Source organism: Pediococcus claussenii ATCC BAA-344, from assembly GCF_000237995.1.
Taxonomy (GTDB): Bacteria; Bacillota; Bacilli; order Lactobacillales; family Lactobacillaceae; genus Pediococcus; species Pediococcus claussenii.
Map to the genome: position 1 here is coordinate 1 of NC_017017.1, position 18,800 is coordinate 18,800.

At 34.9% G+C, this 18,800-nt stretch carries 20 protein-coding genes; 9 read left to right on the forward strand and 11 right to left on the reverse strand.

What is annotated here, in order from left to right:
* Nucleotides 1-592: 592 nt before the first annotated feature.
* Complete coding sequence (gene mobQ, locus PECL_RS09340; protein WP_014386868.1) at nucleotides 593-2,653, reverse strand: MobQ family relaxase; 2,061 nt, start codon at nucleotides 2,651-2,653, stop codon at nucleotides 593-595.
* Between the two features lie 252 nt (nucleotides 2,654-2,905).
* On the opposite strand from mobQ, the gene PECL_RS09345 reads away from it, so the two are divergent.
* Together PECL_RS09345 and PECL_RS09350 are read left to right on the forward strand one after the other, a co-directional pair.
* Entirely contained in the window at nucleotides 2,906-3,133 is a 228-nt protein-coding gene (locus PECL_RS09345; RefSeq protein WP_003555660.1) for a hypothetical protein, read from the forward strand.
* A gap of 22 nt (nucleotides 3,134-3,155) precedes the next feature.
* The gene (locus PECL_RS09350) at nucleotides 3,156-3,434 is read left to right on the forward strand and encodes a hypothetical protein (RefSeq protein WP_014386869.1); all 279 of its coding nucleotides are present in this window, start codon (nucleotides 3,156-3,158) and stop codon (nucleotides 3,432-3,434) included.
* Here the strand turns inward: PECL_RS09350 and PECL_RS09355 are convergent.
* The 8 genes from PECL_RS09355 to PECL_RS09390 form a co-directional block, all read right to left on the reverse strand.
* A complete protein-coding gene (locus tag PECL_RS09355; protein WP_014386870.1) occupies nucleotides 3,424-4,104 on the reverse strand; it encodes a zeta toxin family protein in 681 nt (226 codons plus the stop codon). The genes PECL_RS09350 and PECL_RS09355 overlap by 11 nt on opposite strands.
* Entirely contained in the window at nucleotides 4,101-4,286 is a 186-nt protein-coding gene (locus PECL_RS09360) for a hypothetical protein (protein ID WP_010620892.1), read from the reverse strand. Before PECL_RS09360 ends, PECL_RS09355 begins: the two co-directional genes overlap by 4 nt.
* A 46-nt stretch (nucleotides 4,287-4,332) precedes the next feature.
* Nucleotides 4,333-4,614 carry a type II toxin-antitoxin system RelB/DinJ family antitoxin gene (locus tag PECL_RS09365; protein WP_014386871.1) on the reverse strand — a complete coding sequence of 94 codons (282 nt, stop codon included), beginning with the start codon at nucleotides 4,612-4,614 and terminating at the stop codon, nucleotides 4,333-4,335.
* A 227-nt stretch (nucleotides 4,615-4,841) separates the two neighbouring features.
* A complete protein-coding gene (locus tag PECL_RS09370; RefSeq protein ID WP_014386872.1) occupies nucleotides 4,842-5,930 on the reverse strand; it encodes a replication initiator protein A in 1,089 nt (362 codons plus the stop codon).
* Between the two features lie 501 nt (nucleotides 5,931-6,431).
* A complete protein-coding gene (locus tag PECL_RS09375; RefSeq protein ID WP_014386873.1) occupies nucleotides 6,432-6,812 on the reverse strand; it encodes a hypothetical protein in 381 nt (126 codons plus the stop codon).
* A gap of 63 nt (nucleotides 6,813-6,875) precedes the next feature.
* Complete coding sequence (locus tag PECL_RS09380; protein ID WP_014386874.1) at nucleotides 6,876-7,175, reverse strand: hypothetical protein; 300 nt, start codon at nucleotides 7,173-7,175, stop codon at nucleotides 6,876-6,878.
* Between the two features lies 1 nt (nucleotide 7,176).
* A complete protein-coding gene (locus PECL_RS09385; protein WP_014386875.1) occupies nucleotides 7,177-7,944 on the reverse strand; it encodes a ParA family protein in 768 nt (255 codons plus the stop codon).
* Between the two features lie 81 nt (nucleotides 7,945-8,025).
* Nucleotides 8,026-8,586 (reverse strand): recombinase family protein, encoded by a 561-nt coding sequence (locus PECL_RS09390; RefSeq protein WP_014386876.1) that lies wholly within the window; start codon nucleotides 8,584-8,586, stop codon nucleotides 8,026-8,028.
* Nucleotides 8,587-8,985: 399 nt separating this feature from the next.
* On the opposite strand from PECL_RS09390, the gene PECL_RS09940 reads away from it, so the two are divergent.
* The 7 genes from PECL_RS09940 to PECL_RS09420 all read left to right on the forward strand — a co-directional run bounded on the left by PECL_RS09940 (nucleotide 8,986) and on the right by PECL_RS09420 (nucleotide 17,205).
* Nucleotides 8,986-9,162, forward strand: a complete 177-nt coding sequence (locus PECL_RS09940; RefSeq protein WP_014386877.1) for a plantaricin C family lantibiotic — start codon at nucleotides 8,986-8,988, stop codon at nucleotides 9,160-9,162.
* Nucleotides 9,163-9,241: 79 nt separating this feature from the next.
* On the forward strand, nucleotides 9,242-12,334 hold the full coding sequence (locus tag PECL_RS09395; protein ID WP_014386878.1) for a type 2 lanthipeptide synthetase LanM family protein: 3,093 nt from the start codon (nucleotides 9,242-9,244) through the stop codon (nucleotides 12,332-12,334).
* A gap of 54 nt (nucleotides 12,335-12,388) precedes the next feature.
* Entirely contained in the window at nucleotides 12,389-14,548 is a 2,160-nt protein-coding gene (locus PECL_RS09400) for a peptidase domain-containing ABC transporter (RefSeq protein ID WP_014386879.1), read from the forward strand.
* On the forward strand, nucleotides 14,548-15,492 hold the full coding sequence (locus PECL_RS09405) for an ABC transporter ATP-binding protein (protein WP_014386880.1): 945 nt from the start codon (nucleotides 14,548-14,550) through the stop codon (nucleotides 15,490-15,492). The genes PECL_RS09400 and PECL_RS09405 overlap by 1 nt, the downstream gene beginning before the upstream one ends.
* Nucleotides 15,485-16,222 carry an ABC transporter permease gene (locus tag PECL_RS09410; RefSeq protein ID WP_014386881.1) on the forward strand — a complete coding sequence of 246 codons (738 nt, stop codon included), beginning with the start codon at nucleotides 15,485-15,487 and terminating at the stop codon, nucleotides 16,220-16,222. Before PECL_RS09405 ends, PECL_RS09410 begins: the two co-directional genes overlap by 8 nt.
* Nucleotides 16,223-16,224: 2 nt before the next feature.
* The gene (locus PECL_RS09415) at nucleotides 16,225-16,962 is read left to right on the forward strand and encodes an ABC transporter permease (RefSeq protein ID WP_014386882.1); all 738 of its coding nucleotides are present in this window, start codon (nucleotides 16,225-16,227) and stop codon (nucleotides 16,960-16,962) included.
* A gap of 132 nt (nucleotides 16,963-17,094) precedes the next feature.
* Nucleotides 17,095-17,205, forward strand: a complete 111-nt coding sequence (locus PECL_RS09420; protein ID WP_041534820.1) for a putative holin-like toxin — start codon at nucleotides 17,095-17,097, stop codon at nucleotides 17,203-17,205.
* Here the strand turns inward: PECL_RS09420 and PECL_RS09425 are convergent.
* Together PECL_RS09425 and PECL_RS09945 are read right to left on the reverse strand one after the other, a co-directional pair.
* Nucleotides 17,202-18,122, reverse strand: coding sequence for an IS30-like element ISLsa1 family transposase (locus tag PECL_RS09425; RefSeq protein WP_011373852.1), 921 nt, complete (start codon nucleotides 18,120-18,122; stop codon nucleotides 17,202-17,204). The genes PECL_RS09420 and PECL_RS09425 overlap by 4 nt on opposite strands.
* Nucleotides 18,123-18,584: 462 nt before the next feature.
* A partial coding sequence (locus PECL_RS09945; protein ID WP_014386883.1) for a transposase occupies nucleotides 18,585-18,800 on the reverse strand: 216 nt, incomplete at its 5' end.

Consider the following 18,800-nt stretch of genomic DNA (forward strand, 5'->3'; position numbering starts at 1 on the left):
GAAGTTAGGCTTAATATTTTCAGTCACGTAAATCGTCACTCCTTCTCTTAAATCACGTCTCACATCAAATTCCTCCTACACTCTGATGTGATTCATGATACAAAAAATGTAGGAAAACCAACAGTTCTAACCTGCCGTTTTCCTACATTTTACGGGTGCCTTTTACACTTTTGGGCTAGTGCAGCGATAATTTCTGTGGTAAGTTCATTCATGGGGAATGCCTCCTGTGATGTTTTCTGTGGTTACTAAATATCATAAGGGAAGGCATTCCCTATTTCTATACAATTCAGAAATCTTTTATGCATTTACACAAGATATTTTACGCTCTCAAATTATGTTCATCATAGTACTCATCAAATATACTCAATTAGATCCCACCTTTTTAAATATTTTAAATAAACGTATTACATCAATAATTTAGACGTCGTCATTAACTATTTGGTTGATAATTACCTAATCTATTAACTGAAAGCGTGCTTATAATGCGTTTCTCAAACTTCAAAACTTAAAAAAGCTCCTATTTCTAGGCTTTTTCACGAAAATGGTTACGGTGTAACTATATATTTTTACATTTTTGAATTCGCCTACTACTTTATCTGTGAATCGTACCACCACGACGTCCATGTTTATGATGTTGACGTTTCTTTTTATCTAACTCGTATTCCAATTCCTCTTGTGCTTTCCTTTGTTTGTTCAGCTCATAATCTTGGGTATTTGAATAAAGCACGCTCATTAAGGCATCTGATAATAATGTACTCATATACTTTATTGGAGTATTTTCATTATAATTAACGGCTCTGTACCCTTCTATATTCTCTTTTCGGAAATCATCACTCCTTAAATTATGTTGTTTTACTGCCTGCTTAGCCTGTTCAATTTGCTTAGCAGAAATATTTTTATCTTGTCCTGCTTCACCAATAAACAACTGTTGTGTGCCTCTATTGTTCAACACACGTAACAAATTAGCATTTTTAATCTCATCTGGTTTAACCTGTCCGCTTAAATAAGCAAGTCCTTGTACATGCTCTTGCGTTGTAAATTTTTCTGGTGGCTTGTTTTTTAGACGGGTTATATCCTGTTTCTCCAGTGGTTGAAGCTCAGGATTGTAATAAATAACTGCCGTATATAATCGCTCTTTTTCAGTCATTTTTACTTTGTTTAAGTCTATATCAGGAAAAGACTTAGTTAGAACGCTGTTGTATTGTGTATCAACCACTTTTTTAACTTCATTAATTGCTGAAAGTTCTTTAATGCTTCGCTTTAATACGTTTTGTTCATTTTCTTCAAAACCGTTTAGTAAAGCACCTTTTGTTAGCTTAATATCTTTAAAGCGGTAGCCTTTTTTAGCCAAAATATCGCTAGTATTTTCCTTGACTCGCTGTTCTTGCTTTTCAAGCATTAACCAACTAACGAATGGACGCTTAGTAAATGTTAGAATTTGTTGATTTATAATATTAGTTCTTATCATTGCCAAGCGATCTTTTAATTCGTTTCCTGCAAATACCTTTTGTTCACTATCTGTTTCTTTAATTAGTTCACGTTTTTCTGCCATTGTTACCCGTTCAAAATCAATATCAGGGTAAAGTTTTCTAACTGTTCGATTAACTACTTTATCTAGCAACTGATTAGCTTCTGCTAATGAATTTTCTTGTTGATTAATAGTTATTAGTTGCTTTGTCATATCCTGTCCAATTGCTTGCTTAATCATAGTGCTATTTTTCCAATTAAATAGCATACGTTGCTTCTCATCTAGGTTCTCTAAGCTAACAAATGTTTTTAGTCGATTACTCAACTGTGCAACCAGTCGTTTTTCATCAAATGAATAATGGCGCTGTAAGGTTTGCATACGGCGTTCATTATGGATTTTTTCATTAGTATTTTTTGCTTCTGCTTTGGCTTGTCGTTGTTGCTTAACATTTTGATTAAATTCTTGGCGCTTTTCTTTCTGTGAATTGATACCCTCGTGTTGTGTTGCCACTTCATCAATTCCTTGTTCTTCATATGATTTTTCACTAATACGGTCTGGTAAATTTTTAGCTTCTAAAACTTGATTAACCGCGGTAGCCCAATTGTGACGCCATTCAGTTATTTTTTCTTTTTTATCCCAATCGACCATCAGTATTTTTCTACTCTTAGGGTACTTGCTAGTTCCGGTATATGTTTTGTTGCCATTATCATCTAAAATATATTGCTTTTTGCTCTTAATTCCCCATGTTCCATCTGAATTAAACGGCCGATTAGTTAACATCACATGAGCGTGCGGATTATCTGGGTGGTCGCGATGAATTGCCACGTCGGCTACCATGCCTGCATTAACAAAATTTTCTTGTACATATTTTGTCAATAATTCTTTCTGTTCATCTTCACTTAATTCAACTGGCAGAGCCACGTTAAACTCTTTAGCGTACCGTGAGTTTGCTCGACGGTCTTTTCTTTCTACTTCGTTCCATAATTTCTCTCTATCACTCGCCCATTCTGGCGCATTCTTTGGTGTCAAAATAAAGCTTTCTGGCATAACCGACCGAGCATAAAAATAACTTCGACCTTCTTTTTGATCGAATAATTTTTCGCCACTTCGATAACTTGCTCCAGCAATTGCACTTCTTCCTTTTCCAGCACTAATATTACTAAAGCTCATGTGAAAAATTGCCATGTCGGTCACCACCTTTCTTTGGGTTTATGGGTTTGATTTTGTTGTCGCCAACGGCGACTTCTAATACAAGTTTTAATGGGTTTAGCACAACGTCATCGAAGATGACGTGTAAGTGCGCATTGACCTCGTTTCACTCGGTCTACTGATTCTCCTGAATTTACTTTTAGTGTATGCCTTCCGCTTCGCTATTTCAACTTTTATCCTTTGACTTAACGTTTCCTATATGATATAGTTTCGGTGATTATTTCTAATATGATTGGAGGGATCGTTATGTCTCAAAGTAACTTAGAAAAACAAGAAGCTAAATTAAAAGCCCTTAATCAAAAAATTAAGGACGAAAAAAATAAGATTGAACAACGGCTAGGTAAACAAATCATCAGTCAAGCCAATTTAGATTATGCTAATTTGTCTAACGATCAGATTAAGCTTTTAGCCAAGCAATTTTCTGAATTTTTAAAGGTAAAGTCCGTAGATCATTAGCCATACGAGATGGGGAAATTCCATGTCTAATCAATATGAAAAACTAGTCGAGCAGCAAGCGCGGTTAAAACAAAAAATTGAGCGGGAAGATTTTAAATTACGGCAATCTAAATACTATGAAAATCGGCAATCCCGCAAAGCCCGTTCTCGCCGATTAATTCAAAAAGGGGCTTTATTAGAAAAGTACTTTCAAGCTAATAACCTCTCGGTCGAACAAACCGAAGAACTTTTAAAAACATTTGCCAATTACGTTAATGCCCATAAACCGAATAAATTTAAAGACGATCAGCCTAATAACTAGGCCGATCGTTTTTATTTTCTGGATCATTTTTGGGCTTAATTTCTGGATTTTGATCTGCAAAATTTTGTAACTGCTTTTGCACCTTTTCTGGATAAGTAATATTTTGGTTTATCCAAGGAAAATGCCTCAAATCGTTCTTAAAAACTTGTCCCTTCTCTCTTGCATAAACAGAGGTAAACTTTTCGCTATTATCATAGATCATGACCTTATCAGATTTAAAGGCCACTAATGGCAAATTATGTTTGGATTGCTGATAACGTTTCTTGATCGTTGCTACTGGAACACCGTGGCCACCTTTTTGTACCCGTTCGTTGACCCTTTGGATAGCTAAATTTTCATCTCGCAAAGCAACATATAATAAAGTCACTTCAAAGCCATTTTTGTGAGCTTTGTCAATCAAATTGAGTTGAGCTTTGCCTCTACCTGCCAGTGTTGTTTCTACGTGAATACTTTGCTGGTGATCTAAAGCATAGTGTAGTTGTTTGATTTCTTCTTTCATGGCTTTTAAGTTGTCACTATCTTTATGCCAATCGCCACCCATTTGTCTTAAAAGTTCATCAGCGTTAATCCGTTTTGTTTTGTCAAACAAGATGGGAAATGTATCGTATAGCGTACTTTTTCCTGCTCCGTTAATACCAGCAACAATTATATATTGGGGTTTATCTATCAACGGACAAAGTCCTTTCGCTTAATAACCTCATCTTGCCTTTTATCTAAAAAGTAGGTATATAAAGCGTCATATACTTTGCGCTTTTCTGGATCTGGCTCATGTAATGACTTATCAAGTAAATCTTTTAAATCAGTTTCTTTGGCAATTTCAAAAAAGTCATTAATTGTGATTGTATCTTTCATGTTCATCACACTTCCCAGTTATTAATTTATTTAATCTGATAAGCCATTAGTCCTCATCTGGATCATTGAGCCAATCAGCGACTTCTTTAGCGTCTTTGAACTCTGTTACTGGTGTCTCTTTGGTAACCTTTAAAAGGCTTAAATTAGCTCTTTCGGCTTCGCTCAGGGCTGGTTTAAACGGTAATGCTGCGTCAGCTACGATCCGCTTATAAAACATATTGATCGCGGTAGTTGGGTTTAGACCTAACTGGCTTAAAACGGCTTCGGTATTATCTGCCAATTCTTTGTCAATCTGGACTTGTACGCGTTTCTTTTCCTTAACTGCCATGATTTTCTCGCCCCCCCTTTATTACTACTCACATTATACTAATCTTTGAGTACCATCTCAATTAGCCTGCTTCTTTAAAAGTTGTGAATTTAAGTTTGCTGTCCTTTCCGCAATGGCACTTATACAACGTTCCTAAAGTGCCCGTAAGCGCATTTTAAAACTCGTTTAATATAATTATGCTCTATCTGTTTAAAACAGCTTAAATGGCCTTATATAGCTTTTTAGTTTTAAGCACGCTCATCGTTAGGGTGTTTGGCCGCATATTCTCTAGCCGCTTGTTTATTCCACCAAACGCCAAATAGGTTTTGCATGGTGCCGTATAAGTAGTTCTCAACATTCTTGATGTGCTTCTCATTGCTTCTCAGGGCGTTAAAGTAGCGTCTCAAGGCTTTAGTCATTAAAGGTTTCAGTTCCTCATCATCAAGTGGGATTATGACACCAATATCTTTGTGATCTTTCTCAACTCGGTACTTAGCATTTAAGATAATGCCAATGAAGCGCCGCATTTGTTGCGGAGTGCGGCACCAGAAACTTAGTAATTGCACGGCTTCGGGTTCTAAGAAAACCGGTAAGCCACTGTCTTCATCAGTTAAGAAGTCATTAGCATGGTTCACCAAATCCTGGTTTTGTTTTTGAATTTCTGCTGGTGAAAAATGGGCTGTGGAAAAGTCCAACTTTTGAGTATCTATATTGTATCTATTAGTATCTATGTTTTTAAAGTCTTTATATAGATCGTGTCCGATTTTCGGATTTTCGCTCGTAGCAAGGGTTTGCGGGGTGTCGTCAACGAACTTTCGCGAACGTCCGATTTTCGGATTTTCGCTCGTAGCAAGGGTTTCAACGGTCTCCCGCGAACGTCCGATTTTCGGATTTTCGCTCGTAGCAAGGGTTTGCGGCTCTTTTTGAGCATATTCACCGCGTAAATAGACGTCAGTTGACTGCATATCTAGTTCGGCCAGGTAAAGTCGATTGGGTTCGTTTTTGCCAGTTTTGGGATTGAAATGCATGGCTTTTTGATAAAGTAGACCTGCACGTTCCAAGTCTTTTTTAACGGCTGCTAACTTATCATTTGAGCAGTCGAATAAATCTTTAAGTTCTTGATTGGTAAAAATAAAGTAGACGTGCCCTTCCTCATCAATCCAGTGATTGCGTAAAGAATACTCTAGCCGGTCTTTTAGTACCATGTAAGCTAGCTTGGCGGCATCACTTAAATGTTTGTATTGCTCGCCATACATTAATACCTTAGGGAACTGGAAAAACAAGGCTCCATATACGCTATTGGCGTCATAGTAATTGAAATCTGTTGATTTTGTCATAATAAAAACTCCCTTTCTTGACTGACACACGCTGTCTCAAAAGAGAGTTGCTAAAACATTTGATTTGCTTTAAAATACAAATCTGATATGCTCTAACTGAATTACAAAGTGTTCATTTGCTGTGAGAACTTTGTAATTCACCAGCATGTGTCTGTTTGTGAGTTGCCCAGTCGGCAACTTTTTTAATTTCTAACAACAAAAATGGACTAAATAGCTTCAGTTAGCTACTTAGTCCATTGACTTTAATTTGTTTTTAACTATCCTTAACTTGTCCTTTGGGACTGGTTTGCGGTATAATTAACCTACAAATTAAGAACAATGTTCAGTCGATTTTAACTTGGCGGTGAAAATCGACTGAATCTAAGTAGCTGTTGTGTAGCTACTTGCTAAACCAAAAGTCCCTGATTCCTCGTGAATCGGGGATTTTTCTGTTTAGCTTGATCTCTTTATTCGGTTGTTAAATTAATCTTAGTCTAGCATAGCGCTTACCTAGCGGCAACTTTATTTGGTTTTGTATATTTTGCCAGCTTTTGGTTGAAACCAAAAAGTAATCGGCGCTAACATGCAATAATAAGTGATAAATACTAAAATAGCTGTATGTTTCATCATAGGCTCGTTTAAAGACACTAGGGGCATACTTGCCCCTACCAGTCCTAAAACGCTCATAGGGAATATTAGAATATGAATTAAGCGTGTTGCTGATCGACTATTATTAAAGGCTTGTTCTGCTTTAACTTGAATAAGATATTCTAGTGGGAAAAGTAACTTACGTAACATAAAACGAGTATCGTTATTATTTAATTTTATAATACGAAACAAAGGCACTAGATAGATACAACCAAGATACAAATATAACCAGTAGTCCATTAATTGAGTTTTCATTTTCTACCTCCATATAATTGTAACTGTAATTATAACTGTAACTGTAATTACAGTTACGGTTTTTTATTCAAATAATTCGGGGTGTTTGTCGAAATAGCTAGTCATAGCGTCTCTCACAATTGATTTTGCGCCACCTTTCACTCGTCCCCTATTCTTTCCCGCAATCTTAATTGCTTCTTTTAATGACGGTTCAACTGCAACTGAATAAAGCACTTGTTCGTAATTTTCTTGTTCTTGTTTGATAGCTTCTAAATAATCGTTCCATTGTTTATTATCTGTATCACTTTCCATAAATTTTTTTGGTTGTGATAATCCAGAAAGCTTATTTGTATCAACTGCTTTTTTAAATTCTCGTTTTGTCATTTTAATACCCCAGTTCTTTAACTAAATTTTGATAATATTTTTGTGCTGACTTGTAGTGATTATCTTTAACTAGTGCTAATGGTAATTCGTAAATTGAAACTGCTTCAGCAAAAGCGATCAAATTTGGAATGAATGTATCGGTCATTTTGATGTTGTGTGCTTCGGCAACTTCTCTTAGATTTTCCAACATAAACTTATGAGTGTTCGTATTTAATTGTGTTTTAGTTGGGACAATGTGGCGAACAATCACCTGTTTATCATCTGTAATTTTTAAAGTTGTTTCGGCATTTTTGACGGCGTACGTTTCAGGAACTGCAACAACGGTTAAGTCGTCAACAATTTCAACAATGTTTTCTAAAATAATATCAACGGCTGGTGCCATATCAAAAATAATATAATCATACTCATCTCTGATTGGGTCAATAAAATTTTTAAGGTGCTTATTTCTAAATTTTGGGTCTTCTCCTGAAACAGCAATAATAAAATCAGATAGCGATTGATTACTTGGGACAACATCAAGATAATCATTAACATTGATAAAATAATCGGAAGCTTGTTTAGCGTCCCAACCACTACTTAGATAAGCGCCTAGGGTTGTTTGTAAATCGTCTGCGTCTACACCAAACGTTAAACTCGTGTGTCCTTGTGGATCGCCGTCAATCAATAGAACTCTTTTGTGTTGTAAAGAAAGTACCCCTGCAACATTGGTTGCGGTAGTAGTCTTTGCTACACCACCTTTGTTATTATAAAAAGCAATAATCTTAGCCATAAACTAATACCTCCTTTGCTATAACTATATTATAGCAAACTATAACTACAATTACAACTATAACTACAATTATAATTGTAGTTATTTATTAAGTTTTTTAAAACGCCTTTGTTGTGTACGTTCGCTAATCCCTGTCTTTCTAGCAATCATCCTGTAAGTCATGCCTTGCTGACGCAACTCATAAGCTAAACGTATTTGTTCATCTGTGTAGGTTTGTGGGCGTCCCTCATGAAAATAGGGGTCATGTGTTTTAGCGTATATTTTACCCTCTTGGGTTCGTGTCACAATCATATCTCTTTCAAATTGTGCAAATGCGCTAAAAATTGTAAATATAAGCTGTCCTGTGGGGGTGTTATCAATTATTCCCATATTAAGTATATTAACTTTAATATCACGCTTAAATAGGTCTTGAATTATATCAAGGGCTTCTCTAGTATTGCGTGCGAAGCGGTCTAATTTCGTAACAATCAGTGTGTCATCTGTTTTGAGTTCATTCAGCAATTTATTAAATTCAGGGCGTTCAGTAGTCGTACCAGTAAACTTTTCTTGATAGATTATTTCAGCGCCTGAATTTTTCAAGCTATCAATTTGATTTTCTAATTTTTGATCCGTGGTACTCACTCTGGCGTAACCATATTTCATCTTATGTCTCCAATCTGTTTTATATAGCAAATTTGGTACTTTTGCAGTAAAAAAGGGTATGTATTTATGGCGGTAAGTTATGACGCATTCTAACACCTTTAATTATAAGGCACAAAAAAATGCGACACAACTGTTAAGATGTGACACAATCATTAAAATTTGATTTTTATTAAGAAATAGTATACGAAACATTGAAGGCTCAAAAATTTTCTGGAAATTCCCCTCAATTTAATCCACTTTTACCATATAACTTGTTTATTTCACTTGAAAGGGAATAATTTTGGAACTAACAATGAAATTGTTCACAAATATGCAGATAGGAGGATTATTTATAGTTTGAAGCAGCCCTAATCACAAAGTGTACCTCATTTACAATCTGAAAAGGAGACGTGAGTTGTTATGAAGAAAAATTTAATGAAGTCCGCAGAAGAATCATCAGGTAATGTTTTGGAAGAATTAAATAATGCACAGCTTGGTATGATTAGTGGTGGTAAGAAGATCAAGAAGAGTTCTAGTGGTGACATTTGTACCTTAACAAGTGAATGTGATCATTTGGCAACATGGGTATGTTGCTAAAAATCATTTCATGACTATTTTTTGCTATTAATAATGAGTGATTAGGGTTGCTTCAAGCTATAAATTCTAAATTGATCACATGGTAAAAAAAACAGATTCCGTGCAGGGCCAAATTGAAAAAGCAATAGGGACAGATGTATTACAGCTGGCTATGGATAATTTAAGTAAGTTCAAGCAACCGGTGGAAGATATTGTTTACTTGAACAGATTAGAAGAAGATTCGCTATTGTTAGTTAGAAATGATTATGATTCAAAAAAGTTGTATTTTTTGAATCATAAAAAAGTAATTTTTAGTTCCTTTTATGATCGCTTGTTTTTCATTGCACAAAATCTTTTAAAGAAAGAATACCCTGAATGTATTAAAATTTTAAGTCCCCATGCTCAAAAAATGTTTTTAAATTCCGTTGGGGAAAAATTAGACTTAATTTGTACTAGAACATTAATTTACGAAATGCATATTCAGAACCATTTAGGAAATTTGAATGGTGTAACACCAGAAGATCAGTATCTATCGTTTAATAAAGAAATTTTAGGGACTAACGACGAATTCATACGCATTTTAAACACGTATTCCGTCATGAAAACCGCGATTTTTTCATTAATAGGTGGGGCATTAAAGAATCTAGATTTTATGATAAAACACTTTTTGCAAGATAAAGAATTAATTATGTCGCAATTTGGTGTCAAAGAAAACATAAAAAAAATCAATGATCTTAGTGTAAATTTATCTGATAGCCACTCAAATGGCAAAATTGTTTATAAATTGACTTTGGATGATAATAAAGAAATAATTTACAAACCTCGATCTGTAAACACTGAAATCATATATCAAAAAATCTTGTCACATTTCATAAAAGTGACCCCTTCCTCTAAAAAATCTCTGTACTACCCAATCATTGATAAAAAAGAATATGGGTGGTCTGTTTTTGTGGACCATAAAAACTGTAAAACGGAACAGGAGGTTTCCTCTTATTATTATAATTTTGGAATAATTTCATTTGTAAACATGCTCTTAAATACAGATGATTTGCATTTTGAAAATTTGATTTCTAGTGATGAATATCCTGTTTTAGTTGATGTCGAAACCATTATGAGTAACGACATTAATCGTATTGACTTTAGTAATGCAGGTTCCATAATCTCTCATCTTCTTAACAGTACAGTACTAAGATCTGGTCTGCTGCCAACCTTTGTAAGTTTTGGCGGTGATAATGAGGGTTTTGATTATAGTGCAATCAATGGAGAAAAAGATGTAGAGCTTCCTTATAAGGTTCCAAGAATCGAAAATATGTATCGTAGCGATATGAGAATTCATTATGTTCATCCTCATATGCATAATGAAAATAACCAAGTTCGATTGAAACAAACAGTAGTAAACCCCCACAGGTATGTTAAGGAAATTGTTAAGGGATTTTGTAATGCTTATAAAAAAGCGATTTCCTTAAAAGAAACACTTATTTCTGATTTGGAATTTTTTAATGGTATTCAGAGCAGAATTCTATTAAAAAACACTCAACAGTATTCAATGGTATTAAGAACTTCTTACCACCCTATTTTTTTGCAAAATGCACAAGAAAGAATAAAGTTTCTGCATTCTATAGGAAAAAATACAGATACAAGTTCTGAACAAGGTAAATTTATTCTATATAGTGAAGTTCAAGACTTACTCAACAATGACATTCCCTACTTTTACAGTAAACCTAAGTCTAAAAAGCTTTATAACAGTATGGGTGATTGTATTAACTTTTTTGGTGACACTGCTTATTCTGTAATAAAGAAAAGAATCAAGAATCTAAATATTGAGGACATGAATTTCCAAAGATTCATTATATCTCTTAAGATTTCTTCGCCCACACCAGAAATGAGAGTGAAGGAAAAACGGCAAACTACCCTTAATTTTAATAAAGAGACAGCAAATTTAGTTTATTCACACGATATTTTTGACACTGCTGCAAAAAAAATATTAGATAATCTATATAATAGAGCCTTTATATCAAAAAAAAATAATGATGTTAATTGGATTCAAGCAGTGTTAAGTACAGAAGCAGATAATTCTTGGGAAATATCTAAAATGGGTATGTATTTGTATGATGGAATAGCAGGTATTGCAATTTTTGTTAATGCTTTTCTAGCACAAAATCAAAATTTTTTGGACAAGAAATACTTACAGTTAAAAATAGCATTAGATAATACATTGTTTAAGTACGTAGATCAATGCTTGTTTGATAAAAATTTTTTTGATGATAAATCATTAGGTGCTTTTTACGGGGAGTCATCTATCGCATATACATTCCAAATTCTTTTTCGAATAACTCAAAATAAATTGTATTTTGAATATGCTCGCAAGATATGCGATCACCTCCCAAATCAAGTTGAAAATGATGATATTTGTGATTATTTACTTGGAAGTGCTGGAGCAATCAACGTATTTGTAAACATGTTTGAACTAACCGGGAACAAGAAATACTTAAATATAAGTATGTCGTTGCTGGATCATATCGAAAAAAGTGCACGAGTTGCTTTTCCTGATAATTCCATTGCATGGAAATCGGATATGGCCAGCGATCCTCTTGCAGGACTATCACATGGAGCGAGCGGTTTTATTCTTTCTTTTTCTCGTTTGTATAAAGCCACCAAGGATAAAAGAATATTAGACTTGATAAGCAATACATTAAATTTTGAAGATAAGCTCTATGACCATAATTTGCATAACTGGAGAGACAACCGAATCATTCAAGGACAAAGAAATTATAAGAATAATATCAATCCTGTTGCATGGTGTCATGGATCAAGTGGAATCTTACTGGCTCGACTTGCTGTCAAAAGAAATTGCGCTAACGTTAATAACGACTTAGTTGAAAGGGATATACGACTTGCTATTGATTCTATTAAGCGAATGGGTAATCGTGACCAAAATTGTCTGTGTCATGGAAGTTTTGGTAATGTTCTTTGCTTATTAGAAGCACAAGATGAGTTAACAATTCAAGACCAAAAGGATCTAGAAATTATTAAGTTGAAAATGGCCAAAAAAGTTTTAGAGGGACATTGGTCATGTGGATTACCTCCTCAATATGAAAATACTAGCTTTATGCTGGGAATTTCTGGCATAGGATATGCACTTCTAAAAATGAACAATTCAAAGTTACCTAATGTACTCTCTTTAGAAATTTAAGCCACCATGGTCAATTCAAGACACTTGAGACACTTTTTAGGAGGGGCTGTAAAGGTGAGGAAGCATAGAATTAGACTAATAAACCAATTTAGTAGTTCTGATTGTGGACTAGCGTGTATTTTAATGATTTTTAAATCGTATGGATATAATAAAAATTTATACAATTTAATTGCAACAGTAAGGCCTTCCCGAGACGGGCTTACTGTTGCACAATTGAAAACCATATCTAAAGATAATCAGTTTGATCTAAAAGCTTTTAAATTTAAATCAAGAAAATCTTTAATACAGAACTTACCAGCAATTTTGCCCACAAAAGACGGCCATTATGTTGTAATATCAAGTGTTAAAAAAAACGTGTTTACAGTATTGGATCCAGCAGAAGGGGTGCAAAAACAAAGCTTTCAAGACCTACAGCAAAATTGTTTACCTGTACTCTGTATCATCACACCACTACCTTCTTTTTCAAAACAGACTAAGTTTCATGGATTTATACCTTCAAATAAGGGGATATTAGGCTCTTTCAATTTTAAAAAGAGTGATGTTTTTATCACCATATTTTGCACAGTTATTCTTGAAGCTATAGTCCTAATTATTCCTGATATTATTAAGCGCATAGTTAACGCTTCAGTAAAAACTGATATTAATATTCAACAAGTTTTAATAGTCTTGTGTCTTATAATAATAAGTTTTTTTGTTCTAAATTTGTTGTTCACTTGGATTAGACAATGGGTTGTTCTACGTATGCAAACGAGCGTCTTTAAGCAGGTAATTGATAAACTTCTCGAAAAATTATTCAGTATTGATCTTACATTCTATGAGACCCATTCCACAGGTGACATTTTGAATCGTTTTAACAATATAAGTATGATCAATAATTTTCTTTCAACCTTTTTAATTAAAATGTTCATAGATATTTTAACCGGAATAGTTTGTTTTATTGTAATGTTGACTATTTCACCATTGTTAACCACCTCTATTATTCTAATTGGGGCTTTTGAGGGGATTTTAATTTACAGCTTAAATTCCAAGTTGCATTCCAAAACGCAAGAGTATATAACTACACAAACGCAAGCCCAAGATAATATGGCAGATGTGTTTAACAATATCATTCAGATCATGTGTATGGGAAGCCAAGACAAGTTAGAAAAAGACTTGGAAAATAAATATTTTAAAAGTATCGATTCTTTTAGAGAAAAGGGTTCTTTAAACAATAACTTGCAAAGTTGGTTAGACAGTATCAGTGTAATAACAAACCTCTTGATCTATACTCTTGGATTCTTTCTGATTCAAAAAGGTCAAATAAACATAGGGACTCTTATACAGTTCGTCTCTCTTAGTTCATTTGCGATTACTCCGATTAATTCTACCATTGGTGCGATTCCTCAGATCAAGGTGATTCAGGAGATTACTAACAGATTAAATGAAATAATGTTTTATAAATCTGTTTCGAGAAATGGAGGAACCGAAATTTCAGCAATTAATGATATTGAAGTTTCTCATGTTTCATTCTCTTATAGTCAAACAACCAATCTTGATCTAAGAGATATTTCAATCAAGATCCCTAAAGGAAAACGTATTGCCATTGTGGGAAATTCCGGTGGAGGAAAAACGACGCTTACAAAATTAATCATGAATGTTTTTGATGACTACAGTGGAAGTATGTATGTTAATGGTGTCAACTATAGGAAGCTAAATTCAGCAAGCTTATATGATAAAATATCAGTAGTTACTCAAACACCATTAGCAATCAATGGGACTATTAAAGATAATTTAGACTTTGGAAATAAATTGTCTGATAGTCAACTTGAAGATTGCTTAAAAAATGCAGAGATTTTAGATTTTGTAAAACAGTTGCCTTTGGGCATTAATACTGTAATGGGGGATAATGGGCAAAACTTGTCTGGTGGTCAAAAGCAAAGAATAGCAATTGCAAGAGCAATCAGCAAAAATCCTGAACTTATAATATTTGATGAAGGAACAAATAGCTTGGATCAATTAACTGAACAAAAGATTTATCATAATTTACAGTCTCTAAATATCACGCAACTTATTATTTCGCATAGGCTTGCGGCCATTCAAGATGCGGATTATATTTATGTACTAAGTCATGGAGAAATCATTGAGGAAGGGATTCATGACGAACTAATAGCAAAAAAGGGACTTTATTATAGAAACTTTCTTGATAACAAGCAAATTGAGGGGAGAGAGAGTTAATGGATTTAAATAACGATTACGTTCTCAGAACAGATCACTTAACAAAAATTTATGGTCCGCAGATTAGTGTTAAGAATCTAAGTATTCATGTACAAAAAGGGAAGATTTACGGATTATTAGGGAAAAATGGTGCTGGTAAAAGCACAACCATGAAAATGATTCTAGGTTTAATTAAACCTAGTTCTGGTACATACTCGTTATTTGGAAAAGATATGTCGAAGATTACCAATAGTGAGCTGAAATCAATTTTCAGTAAAGTAGGTAATACAATTGAATCCCCAGGATTCTATCCTAACTTAACTGGGACAGAAAATTTACGAATATTCGCTAAATTGCGGAAGTTACCAGAAAAGACAATAGAGAGCTCACTGACCAAACTAGGATTACCCTATAAAGATAAAAAATTGTTTTCAGAATATTCTTTAGGTATGAAACAACGGCTGGCAATTGCTAACGCGACTATGAACTCACCGGAGCTTTTAATCCTAGATGAACCAATCAATGGGTTGGACCCGGAAGGTATCGTCGATATTCGTAAGTTACTGATCGATTTAAGCCAGAATCAAGGGACGACAATTTTAATTTCGAGCCATATTTTGTCTGAAATGCAACTAATTGCTGATGATATTGGCATTATTGCCAATGGGGCCTTATTGGTTGAATCAAAGCTGCAAGATTTAATTGAACAAAACAGCAATTCATTTGTTTTTAAAGTATCTAATAGCGCCAATGCTGCTAAGATTCTAGAGCAACAATTCAAGATTAAAGATATTGTGATCACTAATCAGCAAAAGTTATCAATTAGCCATGCCATTACAGATTCTGCTGCAATTATTAAGGCATTTATTATGAACGGCATAGATGTTCAGGCGGCCTATTTAAAGGAAGGTACATTGGAAAATTATTTTGAATCCATTACCAATGGGGGCGCTAGCCATGAGTAGTCTTCTAGTCTGTGAATTCAAAAAATTAAAACGGAATAGTATTTTAAAATATACGGTATTAGCCGCTTTCTTATTTCCGATTCCCTTATCACTATTAGCATTACATGCTAATATGTCGTTTGATAAGTTGAAAATGTTTGTTTTTGTTTTTGGCTTTTACCTACTAATGCCAATTTTTCTAGGGCTAATATTAGCAACCTTGGTCTTTGAAGAACGTGATAATAACACCTTAAAAAACATTTTAACCATTCCTATTTCTAAAAGGAGTCTATTATTAGCAAAAATTATTGCAACATTAATTATCGGGGTGATTTTCGCAGTTGTCTCTTTAATATTGCCCATTATATTAGGTGTGGTACGCGGAAATATTGATCTGGGGCAATTCTTTACCACCCTTGGGATCGGCCTGATCATTGGTGTAATGGTAACCGTTGCTGATCTACCATTACTGATAGTCGTCTTGAAAATGAAAAAGAATTACTTAATGTCGTTTGTGGTAAGTTTGTCATATACAATATTGAGCTTTGTCACTTCATTACAATATAATCGCTTCCCGTTGCCGCTTTCTGTTGTCTTCAAGTGGTCATTACCACATATTTCATCTGGTACGATGTCCGCTAGCATTACCAGACTCTTTTTTTCCACGCCCTCTTGTATTGGAATCTTGTGTATTGTGGGATTTTTATCATACTATGTCGCAGTCAAATTATTTGAAAGCGAGGAGGAATAGATATGGGAACCCTAATTATCAATGAGTTTCGTAAATTGAAAAGATGTGACGTCTTACTCGTATTTTTTATCTCCCTTGTCTTTACTGATCTACTCTCAATATTTCAACTATACAGTGGCAATGAACATTCACTCTATAATTACACTGATTTTATGAATATCGTTATTTGGGATAGTTTTAGTTTAGTCTTACCGGCAATGATTGTTATCTTTAGTAACTATTTAATTAATGTTGAGCATATATCTGGAGCACTAAAGAATAACATTACTTGCGCCGTTTCTGTCAATAAATTGTATGTCAGCAAATTGGTTGCTTTATGCCTAATCAACGTAGTATTTGCAGCTTTAAATGCGTTTTTAACATACTTGATATTCCTGTTCTTACCGCATAAAAGTGAACCCATATATCATTCTCTGATCTCAATGATTCAGTTAATTGGTATTAGCTTGGGGGTTTTTATCGCTGTCTTACCAATCTTGATTTTGTTTATTCGGCAAGCCTCATCTTATCTCAACGTGGTTATTGCCTTTGTTTATGGCTTTGTTGGAGTATTTGTAGCTGGACAAAACCTGCAAGACTATTATCCAATTACTGCTTTCTTGAAAATCGTTAATTATAATAACGGTTCGTTAACCTATCACGGAAACACGAGTTATATAACGGTGTTTATAGTCCTGTTGTTTTCGTTAATAGCTTGGATATTTATGGCTCAAAAATTAAAGAAAGCTGATTATGCATAGACATTGTTCTATCCCCATTTCCCTGTATAATGGTTTAAGTAGAGAAGTTAAGGCGGTGGCTATTTCCTTAAAGGGGGTGGTGCTTATGGTGTAAAAACTATAAACTCACATTCTAGGAAAGGAGTAGCCCAAGTGTCCATATCGGACGCTTTACAATTAATGCTGGCTTTCGGTACTTTTATCGTAGCCTTGATTGCATTAGTTGTTGAGTTGATTAAAAACCAAGGCAAATTACAAGTTTAATCCGAACAAGCCCGGAATCTTTCAATGGCAGTCTGTTGATGATGTATTTTTAATGGTCGTTGATTAATTAGTTCAAGTGCTGCTAGGATCTCATCAGTCGTTACTTGGCTAAAATTGGTCTTTTTCGGGAAGAACCAGCGTAACCGTCTATTAAAATATTCATTGGAACCTCGCTCCCATGGTGAATATGGATGGCAAAAATAAACTTTGATCTGATAATCCTGTTCTAAGGCCTGATAATTGGCAAACTCTTTACCATGATCAACAGTAATGGATTTTACTTGGGGACCGAAGGCCCCCATAAACTTGCCAAAGGCGGTGTTTAGAGCCTTAGCCGTTCTATTAGGGGCTTTGATGGCCCATAGAAGTCGGGTCTTACGTTCTACGAATGTAACCAGACATGATCGTGACTCACTTCGACTAGAAAGCACCGTATCTACTTCCCAATGACCAAAAGCTAACCGTTGATTAACAGTTGTTGGCCGTTGTTCGATGGAAGTCCCACTTGTAAATTTCCCACGATTTTCGCTCACTCGGTGCTGGCGGACATTCCGATTGGGTAGATCAGTCAATTTGAAGGGGAGCCAGCCACGATTAAGCCAATTATAAATTGACGCAGTGCTCAAGTTATAAGCGGCCGCAATGGTTTCTGGTGACCAGGTTAATCGTAAGTGATTGGTAATTAAAGTCGCTAATGCTGCCGTCAGCATCGAACGACGACCGCAATTCCGCCTTTTGCGATCTGCATCTTGCTGAGCTAATTCTGGATCATAAGGTTTAACCCGGTCCAACTCATAGCTAATCGTAGCTTTGGCGACGCCTAAGGCGTCAGCCATTACTTGGTAAGATTTATTCCCCTCATTGACCAGTTGTGCTAGTGCGCCACGTTGAAAACGTGATAAAGTAGATGTACCCAAAGTAATCACTCCCTATATTGGTTGGAATTAGCTACTACCATTGTAAGTGATTGCTTTGGGCTTTTTAATTTCTGTTCGGATTAATTATAGAATTTGCCAAAACCAAAAAACAGCATGCCCTTTTTCTGGACTTTTCTTTTCAACTACTAATCTGCCAAAACGTTTCCCAATTAAATTCGGAGTAGGTACTCTCATTCAAATCATCTCCAAACATATATTTTCATTCTTTTCTGAACACTTTATTGATGAATATTTTTGAGCAAGTTACTAACGCAAACAAAAAACACAAAGGGGCAACAACTAAAACACTTAAAGCTAAAACTTGACCAATATTTATTGAGCTTGGAAAATTAACTAAACTAGTTAATAAAACTCCTAACAGTATTCCTACTATAACGGCAATGGTAGCGTCAAGAATCTTGTGTAAATGAAATGCCTTCGTACATATAATATGTATCTAACTTAAATAAATGATGCTTCCAAGGTGTCCTGGAGTCCTTTGAACCCTCGGTGGATCCGCTTCAGAGACTTCTCGTTATAAACATTAAACTGAGAAACCAGGAAGCGATCCAGTGAATCTTCCGTTGGAAATTGTTCTTTGTGGTGGGTGGTGCGCTTGAGATGCTTATTAAAGTTCTCAATCAGGTTAGTGGAGTATAGTGATTGCCGGATAGCTGG